The following is a 21,404-nucleotide window of genomic DNA, read 5'->3' as shown; positions in this document are numbered from 1 at the left end:
GGAGGTTCTCTCTGTTTTTATTTCCTTATCTTATAACAAGTTAATTATAGTATATTCCACCTAAAATGACAATAAAAAAGGACTGTGCACGAGTCCTTAATTTATTTTATTTCGTGCAACAGCCCCTATTATTTTATACAAGTACTAAGCCAGCCTTAAATAAGAAATAGAATATTCCCATTCTAATTATTCTTACAAAGCATGCTGGAATTACCTTCTTACTCTCAAGCTTCATTACACCAGAAGCAATACATACAGTTGAAAAAGGTATTGGCAATAGCGCTGCTAAAATAACAAAAACAACTCCATATTTTGCTATATACCTACCCCATTTTTCCTTTGCTTTATTACTGATTTTTGCAACAAATGAAATATGGTTTAATAATCTTCCAATATAAAAGCCAGTAACACCACCAAGTGCTGAAGCAACTCCAATAATAGGAACTATCTCATACCAAGGCATTCCTGCAACTATTGGAAATACAAAATCTGGTGATAGCGGTAAGATCAGTAAATCAACGATGTAGACATATAAAAATATTCCTAAAAGTCCGAAGTTCTCATCTACATAGTTAATTATCCAATTATAGTTATCAACACCAATGTATTTAACTACCGTAAAAAAACCGACAAAAATTAAAATTAGTGGAATAAAACCAATAATTAAAATCCTTGCCCAAGGTAGATGCACATCGTTTTCTTTCTCTTCTTTCAAATAAGTATCTCCTTAATGGACTTAAGTAATTCCTCCTCAGGTATTGAACAAACACCTTGATAAAGAGGAGCTCTACCACCGCCCTTTAATCCAAGCTCCTTAAATTTAGCTTTTATACAACTAAACCTACTCTCAGAGCCATAATATAACCATTGAAGACGATTATCATCAATGTGGGTTATAAAAAATTCTCCACTTTTTAAGCTTGGAACGAAGGATGCTAATGAATATGTAGTTGAAAAAAACCTCTCATTACAGTTTTTTAATTCTTCTAATGCAGCCTTTTCTTCTAATAATCTAAGCTTAAGCTTCAAGCTCTTTAGCTCCTCAGCTTGCTTTTGAACAGCTGAAGAAACCTTATCCTCAGGAGCTGATAGCTGAGCAGAAATAGTCTTTATACTCTCACTATCTCTTCTTCTTTTAGCTATTGCTCTATTTCCTGTTCTCCAAATGGTTCTTACATGTCCTCTAATCATCTCAGAGCCTGCATAGCTAAGCTCCATTATCTCACCCGTAGAAGAAACATGAAGACCACCACAAGCAATAACATCTACATCCTCAATAAAGACTAAACGAACATCGCCCTCAACCTTTATCGATCGTCTTAAGCCAAGAGCCTCAGCCTCGCTATGGCTCATCTCCTTATAGTAAATCCTATGGTTTTCACATATTGCTTTAATAGCATCATATTCAACACTTAATAGAGTTTCATCACTTATAAAGGAGGAGTCTGTTTCAATAGTTAGAATATCCTCTCCTTGATGAACAGAAACTGTACCAATGTTGTATTTATTGAATAAAATTCCAGAAAGAAGGTGCTGAGCACTATGCTGCTGCATGTAATCATAGCGATGAGCCCAATCGATATTTAAGGTAACACTATCACCAACCTTAAAGCTCGAAGGATTAGCTATAACATGAACGATTTCATCATTCTCATGGATAGTATCTGTGTACACTATTCCATTAATAGTACCTCTATCCCCAGGCTGTCCTCCACCCTCAGGATAGCTGATAGTTCGGTCTAATATTAATCCCTTATTTGTTATACCTGCTATTTTAGCGTCGATAGTCTTTAAATATGGTTCTACGTAATAATACTTTTCACTCATTTTCTTTTCTCCTCACCAACCATTCTTGCTACTGGAAGGTGGATGTGGTAGTGCATAGCACAAAGGCGTAGTACTGTAATAAATACCATTGTAATAGTAAAGTTTATAGGCTCCTGGACATTTAATTTATTTAAGATAACAAATATAACAGCACCTATAATTGAAGCTGAAGCATAAAAATCACTAGTAAGGACTGCAGGGACTTCCTTTGAAAAGACATCTCTTAAAACTCCACCACCTACAGCTCCGATAACACCAGCAAATATTTGTCCTACAGGTCCAATACCCAAGGACATTGCTTTCTCAGCTCCAAGAGCTGTAAAAACTCCAAGTCCAATTGCATCGCAAATAAGAATTATCCTCCATCTACCTACTATCCAAGGAGCGAGAAAGAATACAAAAACTCCTGTAATAATACATGCAACAAGGTATGAAGTATTTAAGAAGGAGGCTACAGGGGTTGCTCCTATTAAACAATCACGAACCATACCGCCAGCACATCCAACTGTAATTGCAAATACAATTACACCTAAAAAATCTAAACGGTTTCTAACACCCTTAACAGCACCTGTAATTGCAAATATTACAGTACCAAAAATATCTAATACATAAATCCATTCGCTATGCATAACTAAAGATTAATCACTTATTGAGTAATATTCCACACTCATTTTTACTTTTTTTATCAAACTAAATAGTAGTGTTAGTTATCTTTGACTTTTTCTTAAAATCATATATCTTTGTCTCTGGAGGCTTAAAAGTGGCAAAGATAAGATCCGCATGGGAAATTGCTTTAGAGAAAACAGAAAATATAACTATTGATAGAGAAAAGCTTAAAAAGGATGAAAATATCAAAAAAGCACGTATTTTAATCGGTGCTTATTTAAATGATGATGAAAATGATGGCTCATCCCTAGCAGATGAGTTAAAGCAAATCGATGATGAGGCTGCAGTAAAGACAGCTCTTAAGCTATCAGCTATTCAAAATCTAACTCTTCCTTCTGACACTGTATTAACAGACAGATATGAAAGAATAGCTAATATAATTGCTATAGCGTGTGGTAATAATCCTAATATTATGGAGCTAACAGGCCAAATAATAAGCTTTGTTAAGCAATTCCCTGAACATAGAAAACAGCTAGTAGACCAGCTAAAGGAGCAGTTTGCACCAATGCTTGAGCAAAAGGCTGCCCAGCTGAAGGCACAATATGGACAGGAGGTCCCTGTATCTCTTGAGAATGATCCAGAGTTCTTAAAGATTGCAAACACTCAGCTTGAGAAGCTTCAAAAGCAATATGATGAAACTCTAGCTGGGGCAAAGGCCCAGCTAGAAGCTGCTCTAAGTTAAGCTAAGGGGATGAGAAATCATCCCTTTTTTAATTCTTTACTAATTTTAATTAGAAGATAAACAGAAATAATAAAAGTAATTAAGTCTGAAATAGGCATAGAATAAAGAACACCATCAAGCTTAAAGAAAATAGGGAGTAAAAGTGCAAAGTCTACACCAAATACTACCTCTCTTACCATTGATAATATAGTTGACTCTAAAACCTTACCCATACCCTGTAAGAAGATAAAGGTTGCTTTATTAATACATGCTAAAATTATTAATGCTAGATAAATTCTAAATGCCTTTTCTGCATATAGTGTATAGTAAATACTCTCTGATGAAGCACCAAATATAGAGATAAGCTGATCAGGAAAAAACTCAACTAATATAAATGAAACTAGTCCTACAACAAATTCACTAATTAGTAGTAGCTTTAATAAATCTCTTACTCTTTTCTTATAGCCAGAACCAATATTAAAGCCAACTATTGGAATACAGCCAGCACTTAAGCCTACTACTATTGAAATAACTATTTGGAAGAACTTCATTACAATACCTAAAACAGCCATAGGTATTTGAGTAAGCTCAGGAGAAGAGAATATTGGATCAATAACACTATATTTCATTATCATGTTATTTATTGCCATCATAGCAAGTACTAATAAGATCTGAGACAAAAAGCTTGTTAAGCCCGCTTTTAATGTTGTTATAGCTTCATGAGCATCAATAATTAAATCCTTTAATCCTATTGATAGGTTTTTCATTTTACAAATATAAATTAAGGATAAAACTGCTGTTATGAATTGTCCTATTACAGTTGCAATAGCAGCACCCATCATACCCCACTTAAAAATGTAAATGAAAATTGGGTCTAAAATGATATTTGTTATTGCACCAATCAATATTGCTATCATCGCAAATCGAGGATTACCATCTGCTCTAATAATTGGGTTAGCAGCCTGACCAAACATATAAAAAGGAATTCCAAGAGCTATATAAAATAGATATTCCTTTGCATAAAGATATGTTTTTTCATTTACACTCCCTCCAAACATAACAACTAGTCCATCTTGGAAAACAATGTAAATTATCATTAAAATAATTGAACTTATTATTGTTACAGATATAGCACTTCCAACACTTTTTAATGCTTTATTTTTCTCATTTAGTCCAAGCAATCTACTAGCATATGCACATGCACCATCACCACACATTACTGCAATTGCTAAGGCGCCTACAGTAAGAGGAAAAATTGCTGTATTTGCTGCATTACCATAGGAACCTAGATAGGTTGCATTTGCTATAAATATTTGGTCTACAATATTATATAAAGCACCTACCAAAAGAGAAATTACACAAGGAAGTCCATATCGGACGATAAGCACACCGACTCTTTCTCTTCCTAAATCCTGAATTGAATTATCCATTACAACCTCTTAAACAAAAAAAAATTGCCCCTCAGAGCAACTGGACTTACTCTGATGAGGCACGTTGTAACTTAATATTTACACCAAAAACCTTTTTTGGTCAAAAAGGATTGCAAAAAAAGATCCCTTGTTTCCAAGGGACCCTTAGTTTGAGAATAAAATCTATTAGTTATTAGCCTTCCATGTTTCCCAAGCCTTCTGTACTCTAGCTGCGCCCTGAGCAGGTGTGCAAGCACCAAGTCCGATTTCCTGGAGAACAACGTTGATCTCATTGTAAACATCTGAATGGAGAACACCGTCGATAACTGGAGTAGTTGTATAACTATTATAGAATGCAGATCTCTTAGCTACGAATGGCTCAAGACCCTTTTCGTCAATAAGCTTGTTAACATCTACATTGAGATTTGATGGGAATGAAGCACCAGTCTCAAGTCTATAAGTCTGTACATATTCACCCTCTAAGAACTTAATGAGTTCCCATGCAGCTGCTTCTTCCTTGGAACCAGCTACGAGGTTAGCTGACATACCCCAACCTGTACCAACAACACCAGAAACTGTGTCATGAACAACTTCACCAGGGATTACTGGGAAAGCCATCATTTCGAAGTTAGCCTGCTGATCTGCTGGAGAAATAAGAGCCTGACCAGTTGTGATATCTGTCTGGAATGCTGCTGCTGACCAGTCACCATCAATGTAGAATGCTGCCTTACCATTAGCAAAGTCACCACGGTTAGAACCATAACCAATCTGGAGAGTATTGCGGTTAATTACGTTGCTTGAATAGATGTCATCAACTAATTCAAGAGACTTAACGAACCAAGCATCTGTGAAATTAATCTCACCTGCTGCGAGCTTTTCATACCAATCTGCGCCACCAAGACGACCAACGATTGTTGAGAAGAGACATGACTGCATTACCCATGAGTCCATGTTAGCCATACCGACAACTTCGATACCCTTAGCGTTTAGAACAGGTACCATTGCCTTAAGCTCTTCATATGTCTTAGGGATAGAAAGTCCATTTTCCTTTAATACCTTAGTGTTAACAAACATCATGTGAGAAGCTGTTAAACCGTTAGGAAGCTCTGCAAGATATCCTGCTGTCTGAGGAACGAGACAAGCTGGGTTGTAGGAGCTTACAAGACCATCCTTCTCGAGGAAAGGCATAAGGTCTTTTACTGAGTGAGTTGTCTGGAGAGAAGTAGATCTTCCACCTGGCCACATATAAATTACATCAGGAAGGTTGCCAGAAGCTACATATGCTTCAACTTTTTGGTGGAAAGGTTCATTGAAGAGATCTTCTCTAATAACTGTAATTTCAGGATGGAGCTCTGCGAACTTATCCCATACCATTGAAATTTCATTCATACTATTTGGCTCTGACATATCGATGTAGTTCATTACACGGATAGTTGTTGTGCCAGAATTCTCTGAAGAACCGTTTGCGAATACCATAGCCATACCCATAGCTAAGACTAAGCATACAGTTAAAATTTTTCTAAGTCTTGTCATTATTACCTCCTTATGACAGACAACCTCAATGTGAGGATTATTAGCGTACGATTAGTTCATTCACTGAACTAACTATAGTCTACAATGGGTTTTTATATCTGTCAAATTAAAAATTTACTTTTTGACTAAAGAAATAAAAATTTTACAATTCATCTCCTATAACAAAAAAAGCAGGAAGAAATTCCTCCTGCTATGTTTAAGTATTAAAAGTATTTAACCCTTTACAGCACCAGCTGCAACACCCTTTGTTATCTCCTTTCTGAAAACGAGATAGAATAGTAGCATAGGGATTAAGCCAATGACGAGAGCAGCAAACTGCTTACCAAAGTCAGATGAGAGTGCACCCGCAAATTTCTGTACACCAACTGGTAAAGACTTATATTTATCATTACTTGTTAAAATGTTGATAAGCATAAATTCATTCCAGGTTCCTGTTACAGACAAAATAGCTAAGGTTGTTGCTACAGGCTTACCCATAGGGAAAATAATTGATGTAAAGATTTTTCCATATCTTGCACCATCGATTCTTGCAGACTCTACTAATGCAGATGGAATACTCCTAATGTACTCGGTTGCGAGATATACACCCATCGGCATACCAATACCAATATAAGGGATTAATACACCAATTCTTGTATCATAAAGTCCCATCCAGTTAATAACTAGGAAAAGAGGAACCATGATAGACTGTAGTGTCATCAAAATACCAATTACATATGAGCCATATAAGCCCTTAGTAGTCTTAGTATTAGGTCTAATCTTTGCAAATGCAAATCCAGACATAAAGCTAAATATGATTACAACAATTGTAGTAACTGCAGTATAAAGAACTGAGTTAAAGATTAATATTGGGAACTTACCACGTGTCCAAGCATCAACATAGTTGATTACTGTTGGCTTAAACTTAGTAATAGAGCCATCTGCATTTAATCTTTCAACTGTTCCAGGTAGACCAAGCTTATTTAATTGGAACTCAGTAGTTGTCTTAAAGCTATTGAGAGAAAGCCAAATTAGAGGGTAGATGGCAAGTACTGTAAAAACAATAAGTATTGCATATACAATTACCATACCTAGATGTGATTTCCAGCTTTTATCCTTAATATTTGCCATTATTCCTTACCTCCAAATTTCTTTTCAACAATCTTTGTGATTGCAATAAAGAAGAAGCTAATGATGATCATTACTGTTGAAATAGCATTTGCTAATGGATAGTTTGGAGCACCCTTGAATGCTTTATTAAACATGTACGTAGCAAGTACACTAGTTCTTTCAGCAGGACCACCAGCGGTCATAACGTAAATTAAGTCAAAGCTCTTTAAGGAACCAGATATAGCAAGAATTGCACTAGTTACAATTACACCAGAGAGAGCAGGAAGGATTATCTTAGAAAGTACCTGCATCTCACTTGCTCCATCAATCTTTGCAGCCTCAATGATTGATGTATCAATTTTTTGGAGGTTTGCAGTAAAGATAATAAAGTATGTACCAGTATACATCCAAAGAATAACAAACAATACTTTTATCATTGGATGACTAGATACTGTTGGCTCGTAAGCAGGGTTGAAGATTCTAACTAAATCAACAAATGCACCATTTGGAGCAAAGAAGCTCTTCCATAGAATACCAATAACTACAGTAGAAATTACACATGGTAAATATATGATTGTTTGGAAGAAATCTCTAAACTTAACCATACCTCTGTGTAATAGATAAGCCATTAAGAATCCAAGTGGAATTTGGCCAAATACAGAAATAAATACTATTAGTAGGTTATTCTTCAATGCAAGATAGAAATATTGGTCCGCGAACATAACCTTATAGGCCTTAAAGCCCATAATCTTTAGTGGGTTACGAACATTACCAAATAAAGCTCCACCTGCATAGTTACTTATACTCAAGAACAATGAGAACACAGTTGGGAAGGCCATAACTACGAAGTACATAATAAAGCCTGGTAGAATGAACAACCAATATGCCCTCAGCTCTTCTCCTTTAGAGCTCATCCCCTTTTTCTTTTTTACAGCCACATCCTTTTCTGCCATAAAAAACTCCTCCTTTTATTTTATCCTATTACCAAACTTGTCTCTTAGCAAACAAAATAAGCTCATCCCAAGTAGGGATATCATTCTTCTCATTTAGCTCTGGAACACTAAATAGCTTCGCTAAAAACATCATGGCAGCCCCCTTCGCTCCAACCATGTCATTTTCATAATCAAAAACTAATTTAGTACCCGCAAATTCGAGTGCATCAAATAGAGTTGGTGTTACCTCTTTTATTGTTTGTAATATTTTCTCCTTATTTGAAAATGGCTTACCATGCAAAATCATAGACTTAAAATCCATCATTGATAGCATTGGTACAAAGGAAATCATGGTATCTGCAAACCATTTCTTATACGCTTCCTCATCATCTATAGTCCTCTTCAAAAGTTCTAAAGGAAGACCATTTTGAGTCTCATTTCCCTTATACCAGGAGACAGAGCAAAACTCACCTGCCTTATAGTGAGAGCCATGATAAACCTTACCATTAATTACTATTCCAATACCAAGACCAATTCCTATTCTATCATTTGATACATTAGTATCCTCATGGTAGTCTCCTACAAGGACTATTGCATTTTCTTCCTTATGCTCTTCATATTTTACAAGGTCCCACCAGGCAGCACAGTTTGCATCATTATCAACATATATAGGATAGTCGTATTTTGATTTAACGTAATTCTTTAAATTAAATTTCTCAATTTTAAATGGATTTGAATATATTATTTCTCCTGTTTCATTATTAATAACACCTGGAATTGAGAAACAAATAGCTAGGACAGGAGTTTTTACACACTCTCTATGCATTGAAAATGCTATATCGAGTATATTCCATATCATATCTTCTAGCGATATATCACCTAAGCTACCCTTTTCCTCACAGAGTGTTTTTCCTGAGAATGAGAGAATTGCTATTCTATAGTGTGATGGTTGAATATCTATTCCCATTACACATCCAAAGCTATCATTTAGACTTAATAGAATAGGCTTTCGGCCTCCTTGAGAAGGAGATTTAGAGGTCTCACCCTCAAGGACAACACCAGATTCAAGCAAAAAGGAGATTATATTTGTTACAGTGGAACGATATAGATGCAAGGATCTAGATATATCAACACGAGAGACCTCACCCTTTAACCAAATTGCCTCTGTTACCAATGCTGTATTAGCATTTTTTTGGAAAATATTATTGTTTATAGGCATGAGTCCTCCTAGGAATGTTTGTTCACTGTACAAACGTAGTATCGATTGAAAAACCCAATCTGTCAAGAAAATATTAAGATTGTACAAAGACTGAACAAATTCTTTGACAAATACATAAAACCCCTATAAGCTATCTATAAAAGGAAGGTATTATGAGTTTAGATTTTTCAAAGAATTTCCTATTTGGCTGTGCAACTGCTTCCTATCAGGTTGAGGGTGCAAGCTTTGAGGATGGCAGAAAGCCTTGTATTTGGGATACCTTTGCTTCAATACCAGGTAAGGTTTATTGCGGTGATGATGGAAAGGTCTCAGTTGACCAATATCATAGATACAAAGAAGATATCGAGCTAATGGATAAATTAGGTATCCAAGCATATCGATTCTCTATAGCTTGGCCAAGAATAATCCCTAATGGTCGTGGAGAGGTAAATCCTAAGGGTATAGCTTACTATAGAAATCTTTGTGAGGAGCTTCATAAAAGAGGTATAAAGGCATATGCTACAATTTACCATTGGGATCTTCCACAAACCTTGCAAGATGAAGGTGGCTGGACAAATAGACAAATTGCATATGATTATCTTGAGTACGCAAAGGCATGCTTTGATAATCTGAATGATGTTGTAGATTCCTGGATTACAATTAATGAGCCATTTTGTATTACTTGGTTAAGCTATCTATATGGAGCACATGCTCCTGGATATCAGGATATGAGCCTTGCAGTAAAGGCAGTTCACCATGTTAATCTTGCACATGGACTTGCAATGAAGTACTACAGAGATAAGGGATATACAGCTCCTATTGGAATTACTGTTAATCCTCAAACACCTAGACCTGCTACAAGAAAAGAAAGTGATATCGAAGCAGCTTTACTCTCTAGAGCTCTAGAAACAGAGGTTTTCTTAGGCCCATATACAGGAAAAGGCTATCCACAAATATTAACAGATAAGCTTGGCATCACCTTCCCTATTGAAGATGGTGACTTAGAGCTTATCAGTGCTAAGGTTGATTTCTTTGGTATTAACTACTACAACGAGTACCCAGTCTCGGCAGATGAAAGTAATCCTTTAGGATTTGCTCAGCAGCCATTTTGGGAGAGAAAAACTAATATTGGTTGGCCATGTGATAGCGAAGGACTATTTAGACAATTAAAGTGGCTTGATGAATATACAAATCATACTCCACTTTATATTACAGAAAATGGTTCATGCGAGGATGATAAGCTTACTCTTGATAACAGAGTACACGATAAGGAAAGAATAAATTATCTTTATAACCATCTAGAGGCCTGCTCAGATGCAATTAAGGCTGGTGTTGATTTAAGAGGATACTTTGTTTGGTCCTTTATCGATAACTATGAGTGGACAGAGGGATATTCTAAGAGATTTGGAATTGTATATGCTGATTACAAGACGCTTAAGCGTTATCCGAAGGACAGTGCTTACTTCTATCGTGATGTAATTGCTGGATATGGGAAAATCGATAGATAGCTTAAGATAAAATAAAAATCTTCAAATAGGTAACACTATCTGAAGATTTTTTTTATTAGTCTAGTAATATTTCTTCAAAGACATCAACGAGCGGCTGATAATCACCATCTATAGCAGCAATTGATCCCTCTAGCATTCTATCTGGATCAGCTTCAGACCAATCTACATCATGTCCTGCCTGCTTTATCAGCTCATAGAAGAAGAATCTTATTACTCTACCATTACCCTCTCTAAATGGGTGTAAGGCTTCACTTTCGCCCATATAGAAGGCAAGATCGTTAATAAAATCATCTCTATCATTTTGATTCTTCAAAAAGTTATCATTACTTAATTTCTGGAAAATCTCTTCTGCCATTTTCATTATCTGACTTGGATGACAAAATTCCTTACTTTTTGAGGCCTGAGTATTTCTAATTTCACCTGCAGAAGGATAAATATCACCAAAGAGATTACTGTGTATCGCTTGAAGATAGGAAAAAGATAGGTGCATCTTTAATGGATTAGCAAATAGCTCTGCAGTTCTAACATTTACAAAATATCTCTCTGCAGCTCTTAATACTTCTCTGTTTTTAATATTAAAGTAGTTTACTAGACACTTAGTACCTTCATAGAGTGATTGCTCATCCTCTACAGCCTCATAATTTGTATCTAGTCCATTATTATCAATGTAAGCTCTGATAGCGCCTTCAGCACTAGCATCACCATTTAAGATATCACGTAATATCTCTTCATCACCGTCGGACAGTGAAAAACCTTCCAGCTCACTTGTAAACCGGATATAGTCTAAGCACCGGCTAACTTCATCGTTTCTCATCAATCAAAACCTCTTGAGAGTATTCAGTATACTTTTCCTTCTTTCCTTTTACTAGCTCTACAGGGTATTTTGCTGCATTGCTTTTTAATTTTGAAGTAATAATATCCTCAATATCATACCCCATAATTGAAGCAAACTGAATACAATAGATTAGGATATCAGCAAGCTCTTCCTTCAACTCATTTGGATATTTCTTTACACTCTCTTCACTACTCTTCCATTGGAAAAGCTCTAAAAGTTCACTTGCTTCCAAGGAGATAGAAATTGCAAGATCCTTAGGATTATGAAATTTTTTCCAATCTCGTTGTTCTACAAATTCTTCAATTTGACTTACTATATCCCCAACCATACTCATTTAATATACTTGTTCAATGACACTACGTCAATAAAATCATGGAGGCCCGAAGGCCTCCTGTTAAACAATATAAATACTTTGTTAGAATACTAATGACATATAAATTCTGCCATCAATATCATGCATGTTATTACTGCTTGTTTTATTCATGAGGTATGCATAGTTAACATCAAGACCCATACCGAAGTGCTTTGTAAAGTCAAATCTAATACCAGCACTTGCCATTGGTGCAAGAGTAATACCTACATCCTTACCTAAGAGCTTCCAGTTACCAAGGATATTATCTGGTGAGAGATGTCCACTAAAGATAAATCTAGCACCACCACTTAAGTGAGTTGTTACCTTGCCAGTGTTAAATGATAATCCAAGAAGTGCTTCAGCATAACAATCCTTAGCATAGCTTGAGAGTGAGAATACATTACTGAAAGACTTAAATAATACATCATACTTAGCAAAGCGAAGATCAATACCACCATTAAGCTGGAGTGAAAGTCCTACTGTCTTATTAAAGGAAATGAAGTTTTCAAAGCCAAGACCAAAGCCAAGCTTAAACTCATTACCAATATCCTTAAAGTTTTGTGTAACAACACCTGCACCACCACCAATAGACATTGTGAATCTAAATGGTGCCTTTGTCTTCTTAACTGCTGGAACCTCAATAGGCTCTACAACAACCTCTGTAACAGGAGCTACTTCTTCTACAACAGGTGCTTCAACAACTACTGGAGCTTCCTCAACTGGAGTAGCAGGAGCTTCTTCTACTACAGCAACTTCCTCTACAACAGGTGCTTCTACCTTAACCTCTTCTGCCTTAGGAGCCAATAGCTCGTTAATGAAATTAAAGAGATCAGAGATAACAAGAGAACCAACATACTCTACATCTTCATAGCTAACACCCTCAGGAAGAGTAATGACTGCCTTGCCATCACCCTTGAGATCATAAATTACGCCATCAAAGTATTTAGCATTATTAGCTGAAGTATATGCGATAAATTGTGAAACCTCTTCGTCTGTTACAAATGAAGGATATGTAATATCTATAGTTCCTGGAACAAACTTCCATGAAAGAGGATATCCATATACAGAAATTGCACCATAAACTGGTTCAACTACAGCTGGTTCTTCAACAACAGGCTCTTCAATAACTGTAGTCTCTACTGAAATTGGTTCCTCAACTGCTTCTAATTCCCACTTAGGCTCCTCTAATACTGGTTCCTTTGGAACAACAGGTGCTGAAGTTGCCATTGCTGAAGCAGACCAATAAATACCATCATAAGACTGCTGTAGATACAGGGTATAAGAAGATGATCCATCTAGATTTTGTACGCTGTAATTTGTTACTTCACTAGTAACTACAGTCCAACCTGTAGGATCCTCACCATCAACTTGATATCTAAAGTATTGAACATCAGGATCAGCTAATAGCCACTCCCAAGTAACTGCAATCTTAGCTGCAAATACTGGAGTTACAATAAGAAATAAAGCTGCAATTAATAATACAAGCTTCTTGGTCTTCATAAAAACCTCCTAGGAAAACATTCCTCGTCAATTAATAAATTATAATAAGTTATGCCAATTTAGGGCAAGCATATTTTCTTCTATACGAGAAAAACACCCTATTTAATTTTTTGTAACATTACTTGGGTTTGAGAAAGATTATTTTTTTCTATACTATATGCATATGGATAATATAACAAAAGTAGCTGTATTTTGTGGGTCTTCCTTTGGAAATGATGATAGCTTTAAATTAATATCTCATAGCTTTGGTGCTTTATTAGCAGAAAACAGCCTTACACTTGTTTATGGTGGAGGCTATAGAGGCTTAATGGGAAGTGTCGCTCAAGGTGTAAAGGATAATAACGGACATGTTATTGGTGTTCTCCCTGAAATCTTTGATAACGATATGGTTAAGTTAAAAAGTGTTGAGGATGAGTTAATTATCAAAAAGGATATGCATGAAAGGAAAAAGCAAATCTATGATTTAGCCGATGCATTTATTATCCTTCCAGGAGGAATTGGAACCTTTGATGAGTTTTTTAAAATATTTACCTGGAAACAAATTGGATACCATAATAAAAATATTGCAATTTACAATATTAATGGTTTTTTCAATACTCTAATTAGCTTTTTAAAAGAATGTGTTGATAAAGGCTTTTTATCGAATAAGGTTTTTGATTCCTTGATAATATCAGAGGATGCAAATCAAATAATTAAAGACATTAAGGAAAAGAAAGTTATACTACCATCAAAGATATGAATAAGAGAAAAATAATAGACTATTTATATGTAATGATTGGCTCAGCAATTACTGGCTTAGGTATTTCATTATTTACTAACCCTGCGCAAATTGCTCCAGGAGGAGTATCGGGTATTGCAACAATTCTATACCATGTTTTTGGTTTTGATGTTGGCCTTACTATTTTTATACTCTCTATTCCTATATTTATTATCGGTATAAAGCTATTTGGGAAACGCTATGGGCTGATGTCTCTATTCGGAACCTTTTCACTATCATTCTTTACATCTCTATGGTGTAAGGTATTTGGTTATAATGGCATCCTTGATTACACAAAGGATATGAGTATTTGGTTAAGCTGTCTCTATGGCGGTGTGCTATGTGGATGTGGAATTGGAATAGTATTAAAGTCAGGTAGTAATACTGGTGGTACAGATATTATTGCATTAATATTGTCAAAATATACTCATATTCCAACAGGAACCTCTCTACTAATAGTCGATGGAATAATAATTGCAATCTCTGCATTTGTTTTTAGCATTGAGAGTGCATTATATGCAGTAATAGTAAGCTATATTATTTCATTAGTCATAAATAAGATTGTAATCACAATGGGAACAGGATATGCAAAAACAGCATTTATTATCTCTGACTCCCTTGAAGATATTGGCAAATTCATAATACATAATATGGATCGTTCTGGAACAATTGTTAAAGCTAAGGGATTATATTCTAACCAAGAAAAACCTATTTTAATGGTTGTTCTTCCAAACTACAGTATTTCACGATTAGTTCAATTTGTTCATGAGGTTGATCCCAATGCATTCATGACAATTCTTGATACACACCAAGTATTAGGAGAAGGCTTTACACCAATAGAAAAGCTAGTAAATATTAATGAAAATGATGTCACCTCTAAATAAGGCTGAATAGGAGCCTTCTGCTTGAAAATAATCTTTCAAGCAGGTTGGTAAAGGAGGCTATCAAAGTATGATAAAAGAATTAATGCGTGCATCCTAGCCTCATCTTCAATAGAATAATCTATTTATTTCTATATATAATATATAATTATTTTCTTTTTAATATTATTTTTAATTTTTAAACACATTTATTACACTTATTTTTCATATTAAAATTGCTTGCATTACGGCAAAAACAAGGTAAAATCTAATTTGATTAAATATTTTTCATATAGTCAAAAAAAGGAGGACAAAATGAAAAAAACTTTATTAATTGCTCTTGTAGTGCTTTTTGCAATGACAAGTGTATTTGCTAATGGTAGCGCTGAAGCTACTGGCGTTACTCTTAATAAGGATAAGCCACTCGTATTCTTTAACAGACAGCCATCAGACCCAACAACTGGCGCAATTGATATGGCTTCAATGAACTGGAATGACAAAACTTACTATGTAGGTTTCGATGCTGCAGCAGGTGGTGCTGTTCAGGGTCAGCTCATTACAGATTATCTTGCAAAAGCAGATCCAGCTAAGATCGATAGAAACGGTGATGGAGTTATCGGTTATGTACTCTGCATTGGTGACGTAGGACACAACGACTCTAAGGCAAGAACAGAAGGTATCAGAAAAGCTCTTGGTACATGGAATGGTTCAACAGATCCTACTAACAGCAAGGAAGGTTCAGTAGTAGTTGGCGGAAAGACTTTCAAGGTAGTTGAACTTGAAGGTAAGGCAATGACTGGTACAGATGGTTCTACATGGAACGCAAACGCTGCAACTGAAGCAATGGGCGGATGGGCAACAAAGTTCGGTACACAGATTGATATGGTAGTTTCTAACAACGATGGTATGGCAATGGGTTGTCTCCAAGCTTCTAACTATCCAGCAGGTGTTCCAATCTTTGGTTACGATGCAAACGCAGATGCAATTGAAGCTATTGGCGCAGGCAAGCTTTCAGGTACAGTATCTCAGAACGTAGACGCTCAGGCTACAGCTACTCTCCAGGTTCTTAGAAACCTCCTCGATGGCCTCACAGGTTCAGACGTTTATACAAAGGGTATCACAGAGCCAGATCAGTATGGCAACCAGATTTCAGCTCCTGTAGCTTACTGGGCAGACCAGAAGGCAGTTATGGCAGCTAACTCAGGTGTTAACTCTGGCAACTGGAAGCAGTACACAGCAGGTACAAGAGATGCAGGTGTTAAGCAGTCAACAGCTCCAGCTAAGAAAGTACTCTTAACAATCTATAACGCAGGTGATAACTTCCTTTCATCTTCATATATCCCAGCTCTCCAGTACTATGCTCCACTTCTCAACATCAACCTTACAATCGTACAGGGTGATGGACAGAACGAGTCATCATGTCTCGATAAGTTCACTAACTTGTCTAACTTTGATGCTTATGCAATCAACATGGTTAAGACAAACTCAGCTTCTAACTACTTAGACTTACTCAAGTACTGATAGTTTATAAAAAGCATAATTGATTAATAGCATGTAGGGATTCTTTCTCTACATGCTTATTTGAATATGGATGTGGATTTAACCACTATAATTAGCAACACAAGAAGAAGATATGGATAACGTTATACTAGAAATTAAGAATTTATCTAAGTCTTTTGCTAAAAACAAAGTACTTGATGGTATCAATCTAACCTTAAAGAAAGGCTCTGTTCTTGGTCTAATGGGTGAAAATGGTGCTGGAAAGTCTACCATGATGAAATGTCTATTTGGTATATATGCAAAAGATGAAGGTCAGTTCATATTTGATGGAAAGATCACAAATTTCAAGAGTCCTAAAGAAGCACTTGAAAACGGTGTTGCCATGGTCCATCAGGAACTCAATCAGTGCCTAGATAGGACTGTCACTGACAACTTATTTTTAGGAAGATACCCAACCCGTGCAGGAATAATCGATGAAGCAAAGATGCTTAAGGATGCAAATAAACTCTTTGCCTCATTAAATATGAATGTAAACCCATCTACAATTATGAGAACAATGTCTGTTTCTCAACGACAGATGGTAGAAATAGCTAAAGCTGTTTCCTATGATGCAAAGATTATCGTACTAGATGAACCAACTTCATCACTCACAGAACGTGAAGTACAAAAGCTCTTTAGCATTGTAAATGACCTTAAGAAAAAAGGTGTTTCCTTCGTTTATATTTCTCACAAGATGGATGAAATATTTGAAATCTGTGATGAGGTTTCAGTACTGCGTGATGGTAAGCTAATCATGACAAAGCCAACTAAAGAGACAAACATGAACGAGCTTATTGCCGCAATGGTTGGTAGATCATTAGATAAGCGCTTCCCAGATGTTGATAATACACCAGGTGATGATTACCTCGAAATCGATGATCTTTCCACCAAGTTTGAACCACAACTTGAAAATATCTCTTTCAAGGTAAAAAAAGGTGAAATCTTTGGTCTTTATGGTCTTGTAGGTGCAGGAAGAAGTGAGCTTCTAGAATCAATATTTGGTATTAGAACAATAGCTTCAGGAAGTATCAAGGTTAATGGCAAGAAGATGAGATTTAAATCATCTAAGGATGCTATGGATCATGACTTTGCTCTTGTAACTGAAGAGAGAAAGCTAAATGGTATGTTTGGTAAGGACACTATTAGATTCAATACTGTTATTACTAACCTAAATAGCTATAAAAAGAACGGTATGCTGAATAATATCCTCATGGAAGAGGCAGCTAATCGTCAGATAAAGCAGATGAAGACTAAGTGTGTTTCTTGTGATGAGTTAATTACAGCACTCTCTGGTGGTAACCAGCAGAAAGTAATCATCGGCAAGTGGATGGAACGACAACCTGATATTTTCTTACTCGATGAACCAACTAGAGGTATCGATGTTGGTGCTAAGTATGAGATTTATCAGCTTATCATTCAGATGGCAAAACAAGGTAAGACGATTCTTGTTGTCTCATCAGAAATGCCTGAGATTCTTGGTATCACAAACCGTATCGCAGTTATGTCTAACCATAGACTAGCCGGTATTGTAAATACACATGAGACAAACCAAGAAGAGCTACTCAGACTTTCAGCTAAATATCTATAAGGAGGATCAAATGGCAATCAATAATATACCTCTTTCTCTTGAAGAAGATGTAAAACTTCAAGGTTATAAGAGTAAACTTGCTGCACTTCGCCAAGATGGTGTTACCAAGCTTGCAGATACAAAGCAGCTAATTTATACAACAAAAAAGAGTAAGATGCTTTCTCAGGAAGCAAAAGAAAAGCTACTTAGCCAATATAGTAAGGATGTTGAAGCAGCTAAAGCAGATGCTGCAAAGAATAAGGCTGAAATCGATAGTCTTACTAAGGAAGCTGTTGCTTACGTTAATGATTTATCAAAGAAAATTGAAAATCGTGTTAAAGAAGAAGAAAATGCAAACATTGCTTCTTACAAAGCTGAGTATGATAAACAATGTTCAGCAATTAAAGCTCGCCTAGAGGAGAGAATTAGTAAAGTAAATATTACAGATTCTAAGGAGAGAAAAGCTGAAATTGATACAATCAAATATGAAGCTAAATCTGCTCTCTTTGATGCTAAGAGCCAATTTACAACTAAAGTAGATCGCTCTAAGGCTGCAAAGAACCAAGCTTATGTTGACCACGTTCAAACAAACAGAAGCTTAAGAAATGGTAAGACAAACTTCTCAGAGAATATGAAGCTTAAGTTTACCGATTATGTAAACAAGTTTAAACTCTCTAAATTCTTACTTGATAATGGTCTATATCTTGCTATTATCGTATTCTTTATCATTTGTATTGTTCTTGCTCCAGCAACTGGTAAAGGGAACTTACTTTCACTTCCAAATATCTTTACAATCCTCGAGCAGAGCTCAACAAGAATGTTCTATGCTCTCGGTGTTGCAGGCTTAATTCTCCTTGCTGGTACCGACCTTTCTGTAGGAAGAATGGTTGCTCTTGGTTCTGTAACAACAGGTCTTATTCTCCATCCTGGTGTTAACATTGTTAAATTCTTCGGAATGGGTCCATGGGACTTCACAGCTATTCCAATGGCTGTAAGAGTAATAATGTCTTTAGTTTTCTCAATACTTCTTTGTGTTGCATTCTCATCATTTGCAGGTGTATTCACAGCTAAACTAAAGATTCACCCATTTATTTCAACTCTTTCTACTCAGCTTATTATCTACGGTCTCTTGTTCTTCGGAACAACAGGTACACCAGTAGGTTCTATCGATTCAGGTATTAAAGATGCAATTGGTGGTAGATGGATTTTAGGTGTAAGTGGTGGACAGCTAATTACCTTCCCTAAGCTAATTATTCCAGCAGTAATTGCAATTATTGTTGCATGGTTTATTTGGAATAAGACAACCTTTGGTAAGAACATGTATGCAGTTGGTGGTAACTCTGAAGCAGCAGCTGTTTCTGGTATCTCAGTATTTAAGGTAACATTATGTGTATTCATCATGGCTGGTGTATTCTATGGATGTGGTTCATTCTTAGAGGCATTCAGAGCTAACGCTTCTGCTGGTACAGGTCAGGGCTTCGAGCTTGATGCTATCGCAGCATGTGTAGTAGGTGGTATCTCATTTAATGGTGGTATTGGTAAGATTGGTGGTGCTGTTCTTGGCGTAATCATCTTTACAAGCTTAACATACTGTCTCACCTTCTTAGGTATCGATACTAACCTTCAGTTCGTATTCAAGGGTATCATCATTATCGCAGCAGTTGCTCTTGATAGTGTTAAATACCTCAAGAAAAAATGATTTATTAATCATCCTTTTAAGGGCACAGTTTCTAGCTGTGCCCCTTTTCATTTATAAGCAATTAGAATATGATTTTCTAAAAAGTCGGGCAGTAGTTCATCTGGTAGAATGCATGGTTCGGGACCATGTGGTGGCTGGTTCGAGTCCAGTCTGCCCGATATATAATAGCGGAATCTTATAATAGGTTCCGTTCTTTTTTATTCCACCACTTCTAAAAGAAAACTGACTGGTCTAAATCCATCATTGCAGGAAATCATTGCACTATGTGGATTTTTCATCCAATTATCATAGATACTAGTCGCACCAGCAGAGAGTGCAAAAACAAAAGGATACAAATCATGCCAGGCACTTTGACAGAAATTCTCTGGGATATTTGCATCCTTAGAAATGTAAACATCACCCTCTTTTACAGGACATGGATTAGCAAGAGGATTTTCATATTTTTCAATTAAATCTCGATATTCACTCTTTCTTATTACTGTAATTTTTACATCCTTCATATAAATTATGATAACACATTAAAAAAAGATATTATATTATCAACTATGGAAACTCTTGTTGATTACACAAATAATAACTTAATGACATTCTCCCAGAAGGAGCTTAATGAGCTTGATGGATTAGTTTTTAGCTATTTTTCTTATTTTGAATTTACACCCTTCTTCGATAAAATAAAAACAGCTAAGGGTTTTAAGATTAAGGAATTAAACTATTTAGAGTACTATGAGACTCTTTTTAATGGCACCTTTAACCCTAAGCAAGCGAGAGAGCTCTTTAGGAATTTGGTGGCATCCCCTAGATTTAGAGATATTAGGGTAAGGAATAAGGTACAAAAGCTAGACGAAAGAAGTGAGAAACAATTTTCAGCCCTTACATTTGATATCGATGATGACACTGTATTTATCTCATTTAGAGGAACAGATGCTTCCTTCACAGGATGGAAGGAGGATTTCAATATGTCCTTCAAATATCCTATACCATCGCAAATAGAGGCTTTAAAGTACTTAAACAAAATTGGAGCTAAGGCAAAAAGGATATTCATAGGAGGTCACTCTAAGGGAGGAAACCTTGCTATATATTCTGCATTCAATGCTAGAGAGGATATTCAAGATAAGATTGTTTCAGTCTATTCATTTGATGGTCCAGGCTTTCCTCTAGAGGCCTTAGAGTGTGATGGATATAAAAGAATAGAAAATAAAATTATTAAGGTTGTCCCTCAATCATCAATAATTGGTCTACTTTTAAAGAACCCAGATAATATAAAAATTATACGTAGCTCAGGAGTATCTCTTTTACAGCATGATCCTTTCACATGGTTAATATCAAATTGTGAATTTGTTGAAGCAAGGAAGTATACTAAGAGCATAAATCAGACAGGGAGGTGAAAATAATTCGAATAACAGCTACCATATCAAAGGAGTAAAAAAGATATGGGTAGAAACAAGAAGACTTACACAGATGAGTTTAAGCTT

20 protein-coding genes and 1 tRNA gene are annotated in these 21,404 nt (G+C 35.9%); 9 read left to right on the top strand and 12 right to left on the bottom strand.

What is annotated here, in order from left to right; all coding sequences use genetic code 11:
• Positions 1 to 133: 133 nt before the first annotated feature.
• Genes FYJ80_RS10790 through FYJ80_RS10780 form a run of 3 tightly spaced genes read right to left on the bottom strand, consistent with a single transcriptional unit; the run spans position 134 to position 2,456 of the window.
• Positions 134 to 715 (bottom strand): YqaA family protein, encoded by a 582-nt coding sequence (locus FYJ80_RS10790; protein ID WP_154426807.1) that lies wholly within the window; start codon positions 713 to 715, stop codon positions 134 to 136.
• Entirely contained in the window at positions 712 to 1,827 is a 1,116-nt protein-coding gene (locus FYJ80_RS10785) for an alanyl-tRNA editing protein (protein WP_154426805.1), read from the bottom strand. The genes FYJ80_RS10790 and FYJ80_RS10785 overlap by 4 nt, the downstream gene beginning before the upstream one ends.
• On the bottom strand, positions 1,824 to 2,456 hold the full coding sequence (locus FYJ80_RS10780) for a trimeric intracellular cation channel family protein (RefSeq protein ID WP_154426803.1): 633 nt from the start codon (positions 2,454 to 2,456) through the stop codon (positions 1,824 to 1,826). Before FYJ80_RS10780 ends, FYJ80_RS10785 begins: the two co-directional genes overlap by 4 nt.
• 131 nt (positions 2,457 to 2,587) lie before the next feature.
• On the opposite strand from FYJ80_RS10780, the gene FYJ80_RS10775 reads away from it, so the two are divergent.
• Complete coding sequence (locus tag FYJ80_RS10775) at positions 2,588 to 3,175, top strand: DUF6657 family protein (protein ID WP_154426801.1); 588 nt, start codon at positions 2,588 to 2,590, stop codon at positions 3,173 to 3,175.
• A gap of 17 nt (positions 3,176 to 3,192) precedes the next feature.
• On the opposite strand, the gene FYJ80_RS10770 is transcribed toward FYJ80_RS10775, so the two are convergent.
• The 5 genes from FYJ80_RS10770 to FYJ80_RS10750 all read right to left on the bottom strand — a co-directional run bounded on the left by FYJ80_RS10770 (position 3,193) and on the right by FYJ80_RS10750 (position 9,336).
• Positions 3,193 to 4,584 (bottom strand): MATE family efflux transporter, encoded by a 1,392-nt coding sequence (locus FYJ80_RS10770; RefSeq protein WP_154426799.1) that lies wholly within the window; start codon positions 4,582 to 4,584, stop codon positions 3,193 to 3,195.
• 165 nt (positions 4,585 to 4,749) lie between these two features.
• The gene (locus FYJ80_RS10765; RefSeq protein WP_154426797.1) at positions 4,750 to 6,096 is read right to left on the bottom strand and encodes an ABC transporter substrate-binding protein; all 1,347 of its coding nucleotides are present in this window, start codon (positions 6,094 to 6,096) and stop codon (positions 4,750 to 4,752) included.
• Between the two features lie 213 nt (positions 6,097 to 6,309).
• Positions 6,310 to 7,206 (bottom strand): carbohydrate ABC transporter permease, encoded by an 897-nt coding sequence (locus tag FYJ80_RS10760; RefSeq protein ID WP_154426795.1) that lies wholly within the window; start codon positions 7,204 to 7,206, stop codon positions 6,310 to 6,312.
• The gene (locus tag FYJ80_RS10755; RefSeq protein ID WP_154426793.1) at positions 7,206 to 8,138 is read right to left on the bottom strand and encodes a carbohydrate ABC transporter permease; all 933 of its coding nucleotides are present in this window, start codon (positions 8,136 to 8,138) and stop codon (positions 7,206 to 7,208) included. The genes FYJ80_RS10760 and FYJ80_RS10755 overlap by 1 nt, the downstream gene beginning before the upstream one ends.
• Before the next feature lie 28 nt (positions 8,139 to 8,166).
• Complete coding sequence (locus FYJ80_RS10750) at positions 8,167 to 9,336, bottom strand: ROK family protein (protein WP_154426791.1); 1,170 nt, start codon at positions 9,334 to 9,336, stop codon at positions 8,167 to 8,169.
• A 152-nt stretch (positions 9,337 to 9,488) separates the two neighbouring features.
• Between FYJ80_RS10750 and FYJ80_RS10745 the strand changes: the two genes are divergently transcribed.
• Positions 9,489 to 10,823 carry a GH1 family beta-glucosidase gene (locus FYJ80_RS10745; protein ID WP_154426789.1) on the top strand — a complete coding sequence of 445 codons (1,335 nt, stop codon included), beginning with the start codon at positions 9,489 to 9,491 and terminating at the stop codon, positions 10,821 to 10,823.
• A 55-nt stretch (positions 10,824 to 10,878) separates the two neighbouring features.
• Here the strand turns inward: FYJ80_RS10745 and FYJ80_RS10740 are convergent, their stop codons facing one another.
• The 3 genes from FYJ80_RS10740 to FYJ80_RS10730 all read right to left on the bottom strand — a co-directional run bounded on the left by FYJ80_RS10740 (position 10,879) and on the right by FYJ80_RS10730 (position 13,510).
• Positions 10,879 to 11,637: a Fic/DOC family protein gene (locus FYJ80_RS10740; RefSeq protein WP_154426787.1), complete on the bottom strand. Its 759-nt coding sequence runs from the start codon at positions 11,635 to 11,637 to the stop codon at positions 10,879 to 10,881.
• Positions 11,624 to 11,986 (bottom strand): nucleotide pyrophosphohydrolase, encoded by a 363-nt coding sequence (locus FYJ80_RS10735; protein ID WP_154426785.1) that lies wholly within the window; start codon positions 11,984 to 11,986, stop codon positions 11,624 to 11,626. Before FYJ80_RS10735 ends, FYJ80_RS10740 begins: the two co-directional genes overlap by 14 nt.
• 87 nt (positions 11,987 to 12,073) lie before the next feature.
• Complete coding sequence (locus tag FYJ80_RS10730; RefSeq protein ID WP_154426783.1) at positions 12,074 to 13,510, bottom strand: hypothetical protein; 1,437 nt, start codon at positions 13,508 to 13,510, stop codon at positions 12,074 to 12,076.
• Positions 13,511 to 13,673: 163 nt separating this feature from the next.
• Between FYJ80_RS10730 and FYJ80_RS10725 the strand changes: the two genes are divergently transcribed.
• The 6 genes from FYJ80_RS10725 (at position 13,674) to FYJ80_RS10700 (ending at position 20,090) form a co-directional block, all read left to right on the top strand.
• The gene (locus tag FYJ80_RS10725; protein ID WP_206361077.1) at positions 13,674 to 14,249 is read left to right on the top strand and encodes an LOG family protein; all 576 of its coding nucleotides are present in this window, start codon (positions 13,674 to 13,676) and stop codon (positions 14,247 to 14,249) included.
• Positions 14,246 to 15,151 carry a YitT family protein gene (locus FYJ80_RS10720; RefSeq protein WP_154426780.1) on the top strand — a complete coding sequence of 302 codons (906 nt, stop codon included), beginning with the start codon at positions 14,246 to 14,248 and terminating at the stop codon, positions 15,149 to 15,151. Before FYJ80_RS10725 ends, FYJ80_RS10720 begins: the two co-directional genes overlap by 4 nt.
• A 333-nt stretch (positions 15,152 to 15,484) precedes the next feature.
• Positions 15,485 to 16,648 (top strand): substrate-binding domain-containing protein, encoded by a 1,164-nt coding sequence (locus tag FYJ80_RS10715; RefSeq protein ID WP_235899638.1) that lies wholly within the window; start codon positions 15,485 to 15,487, stop codon positions 16,646 to 16,648.
• A gap of 112 nt (positions 16,649 to 16,760) precedes the next feature.
• On the top strand, positions 16,761 to 18,254 hold the full coding sequence (locus FYJ80_RS10710) for a sugar ABC transporter ATP-binding protein (protein ID WP_154426777.1): 1,494 nt from the start codon (positions 16,761 to 16,763) through the stop codon (positions 18,252 to 18,254).
• A 10-nt stretch (positions 18,255 to 18,264) separates the two neighbouring features.
• Positions 18,265 to 19,932 (top strand): ABC transporter permease subunit, encoded by a 1,668-nt coding sequence (locus FYJ80_RS10705; protein ID WP_235899637.1) that lies wholly within the window; start codon positions 18,265 to 18,267, stop codon positions 19,930 to 19,932.
• 85 nt (positions 19,933 to 20,017) lie between these two features.
• Positions 20,018 to 20,090: transfer RNA gene (locus FYJ80_RS10700), tRNA-Pro, on the top strand.
• A 39-nt stretch (positions 20,091 to 20,129) separates the two neighbouring features.
• On the opposite strand, the gene FYJ80_RS10695 is transcribed toward FYJ80_RS10700, so the two are convergent.
• A complete protein-coding gene (locus tag FYJ80_RS10695) occupies positions 20,130 to 20,432 on the bottom strand; it encodes a TIGR04076 family protein (RefSeq protein WP_154426774.1) in 303 nt (100 codons plus the stop codon).
• Positions 20,433 to 20,477: 45 nt separating this feature from the next.
• On the opposite strand from FYJ80_RS10695, the gene FYJ80_RS10690 reads away from it, so the two are divergent.
• Positions 20,478 to 21,317, top strand: coding sequence for an Mbeg1-like protein (locus tag FYJ80_RS10690; RefSeq protein WP_154426772.1), 840 nt, complete (start codon positions 20,478 to 20,480; stop codon positions 21,315 to 21,317).
• Positions 21,318 to 21,404 lie beyond the last annotated feature (87 nt).

It is taken from the genome of Bullifex porci, from assembly GCF_009695635.1.
Lineage (GTDB): Bacteria > Spirochaetota > Spirochaetia > Sphaerochaetales > Sphaerochaetaceae > Bullifex > Bullifex porci.
The sequence above is the reverse complement of the archived record's forward strand: the minus strand, read 5'-3'. Positions and strand labels throughout refer to the sequence as shown.

Bases quoted from the DNA above. Each gene is read 5' to 3' on its own strand.
- FYJ80_RS10785 (WP_154426805.1), bottom strand. From the start codon at position 1,827: ATGAGTGAAAAGTATTATTACGTAGAACCATATTTAAAGACTATCGAC.
- FYJ80_RS10780 (WP_154426803.1), bottom strand. From the start codon at position 2,456: ATGCATAGCGAATGGATTTATGTATTAGATATTTTTGGTACTGTAATA.
- FYJ80_RS10770 (WP_154426799.1), bottom strand. From the start codon at position 4,584: ATGGATAATTCAATTCAGGATTTAGGAAGAGAAAGAGTCGGTGTGCTT.
- FYJ80_RS10765 (WP_154426797.1), bottom strand. From the start codon at position 6,096: ATGACAAGACTTAGAAAAATTTTAACTGTATGCTTAGTCTTAGCTATG.
- FYJ80_RS10760 (WP_154426795.1), bottom strand. From the start codon at position 7,206: ATGGCAAATATTAAGGATAAAAGCTGGAAATCACATCTAGGTATGGTA.
- FYJ80_RS10755 (WP_154426793.1), bottom strand. From the start codon at position 8,138: ATGGCAGAAAAGGATGTGGCTGTAAAAAAGAAAAAGGGGATGAGCTCT.
- FYJ80_RS10750 (WP_154426791.1), bottom strand. From the start codon at position 9,336: ATGCCTATAAACAATAATATTTTCCAAAAAAATGCTAATACAGCATTG.
- FYJ80_RS10745 (WP_154426789.1), top strand. From the start codon at position 9,489: ATGAGTTTAGATTTTTCAAAGAATTTCCTATTTGGCTGTGCAACTGCT.
- FYJ80_RS10740 (WP_154426787.1), bottom strand. From the start codon at position 11,637: ATGAGAAACGATGAAGTTAGCCGGTGCTTAGACTATATCCGGTTTACA.
- FYJ80_RS10735 (WP_154426785.1), bottom strand. From the start codon at position 11,986: ATGGTTGGGGATATAGTAAGTCAAATTGAAGAATTTGTAGAACAACGA.
- FYJ80_RS10730 (WP_154426783.1), bottom strand. From the start codon at position 13,510: ATGAAGACCAAGAAGCTTGTATTATTAATTGCAGCTTTATTTCTTATT.
- FYJ80_RS10725 (WP_206361077.1), top strand. From the start codon at position 13,674: ATGGATAATATAACAAAAGTAGCTGTATTTTGTGGGTCTTCCTTTGGA.
- FYJ80_RS10720 (WP_154426780.1), top strand. From the start codon at position 14,246: ATGAATAAGAGAAAAATAATAGACTATTTATATGTAATGATTGGCTCA.
- FYJ80_RS10715 (WP_235899638.1), top strand. From the start codon at position 15,485: ATGACAAGTGTATTTGCTAATGGTAGCGCTGAAGCTACTGGCGTTACT.
- FYJ80_RS10710 (WP_154426777.1), top strand. From the start codon at position 16,761: ATGGATAACGTTATACTAGAAATTAAGAATTTATCTAAGTCTTTTGCT.
- FYJ80_RS10705 (WP_235899637.1), top strand. From the start codon at position 18,265: ATGGCAATCAATAATATACCTCTTTCTCTTGAAGAAGATGTAAAACTT.
- FYJ80_RS10695 (WP_154426774.1), bottom strand. From the start codon at position 20,432: ATGAAGGATGTAAAAATTACAGTAATAAGAAAGAGTGAATATCGAGAT.
- FYJ80_RS10690 (WP_154426772.1), top strand. From the start codon at position 20,478: ATGGAAACTCTTGTTGATTACACAAATAATAACTTAATGACATTCTCC.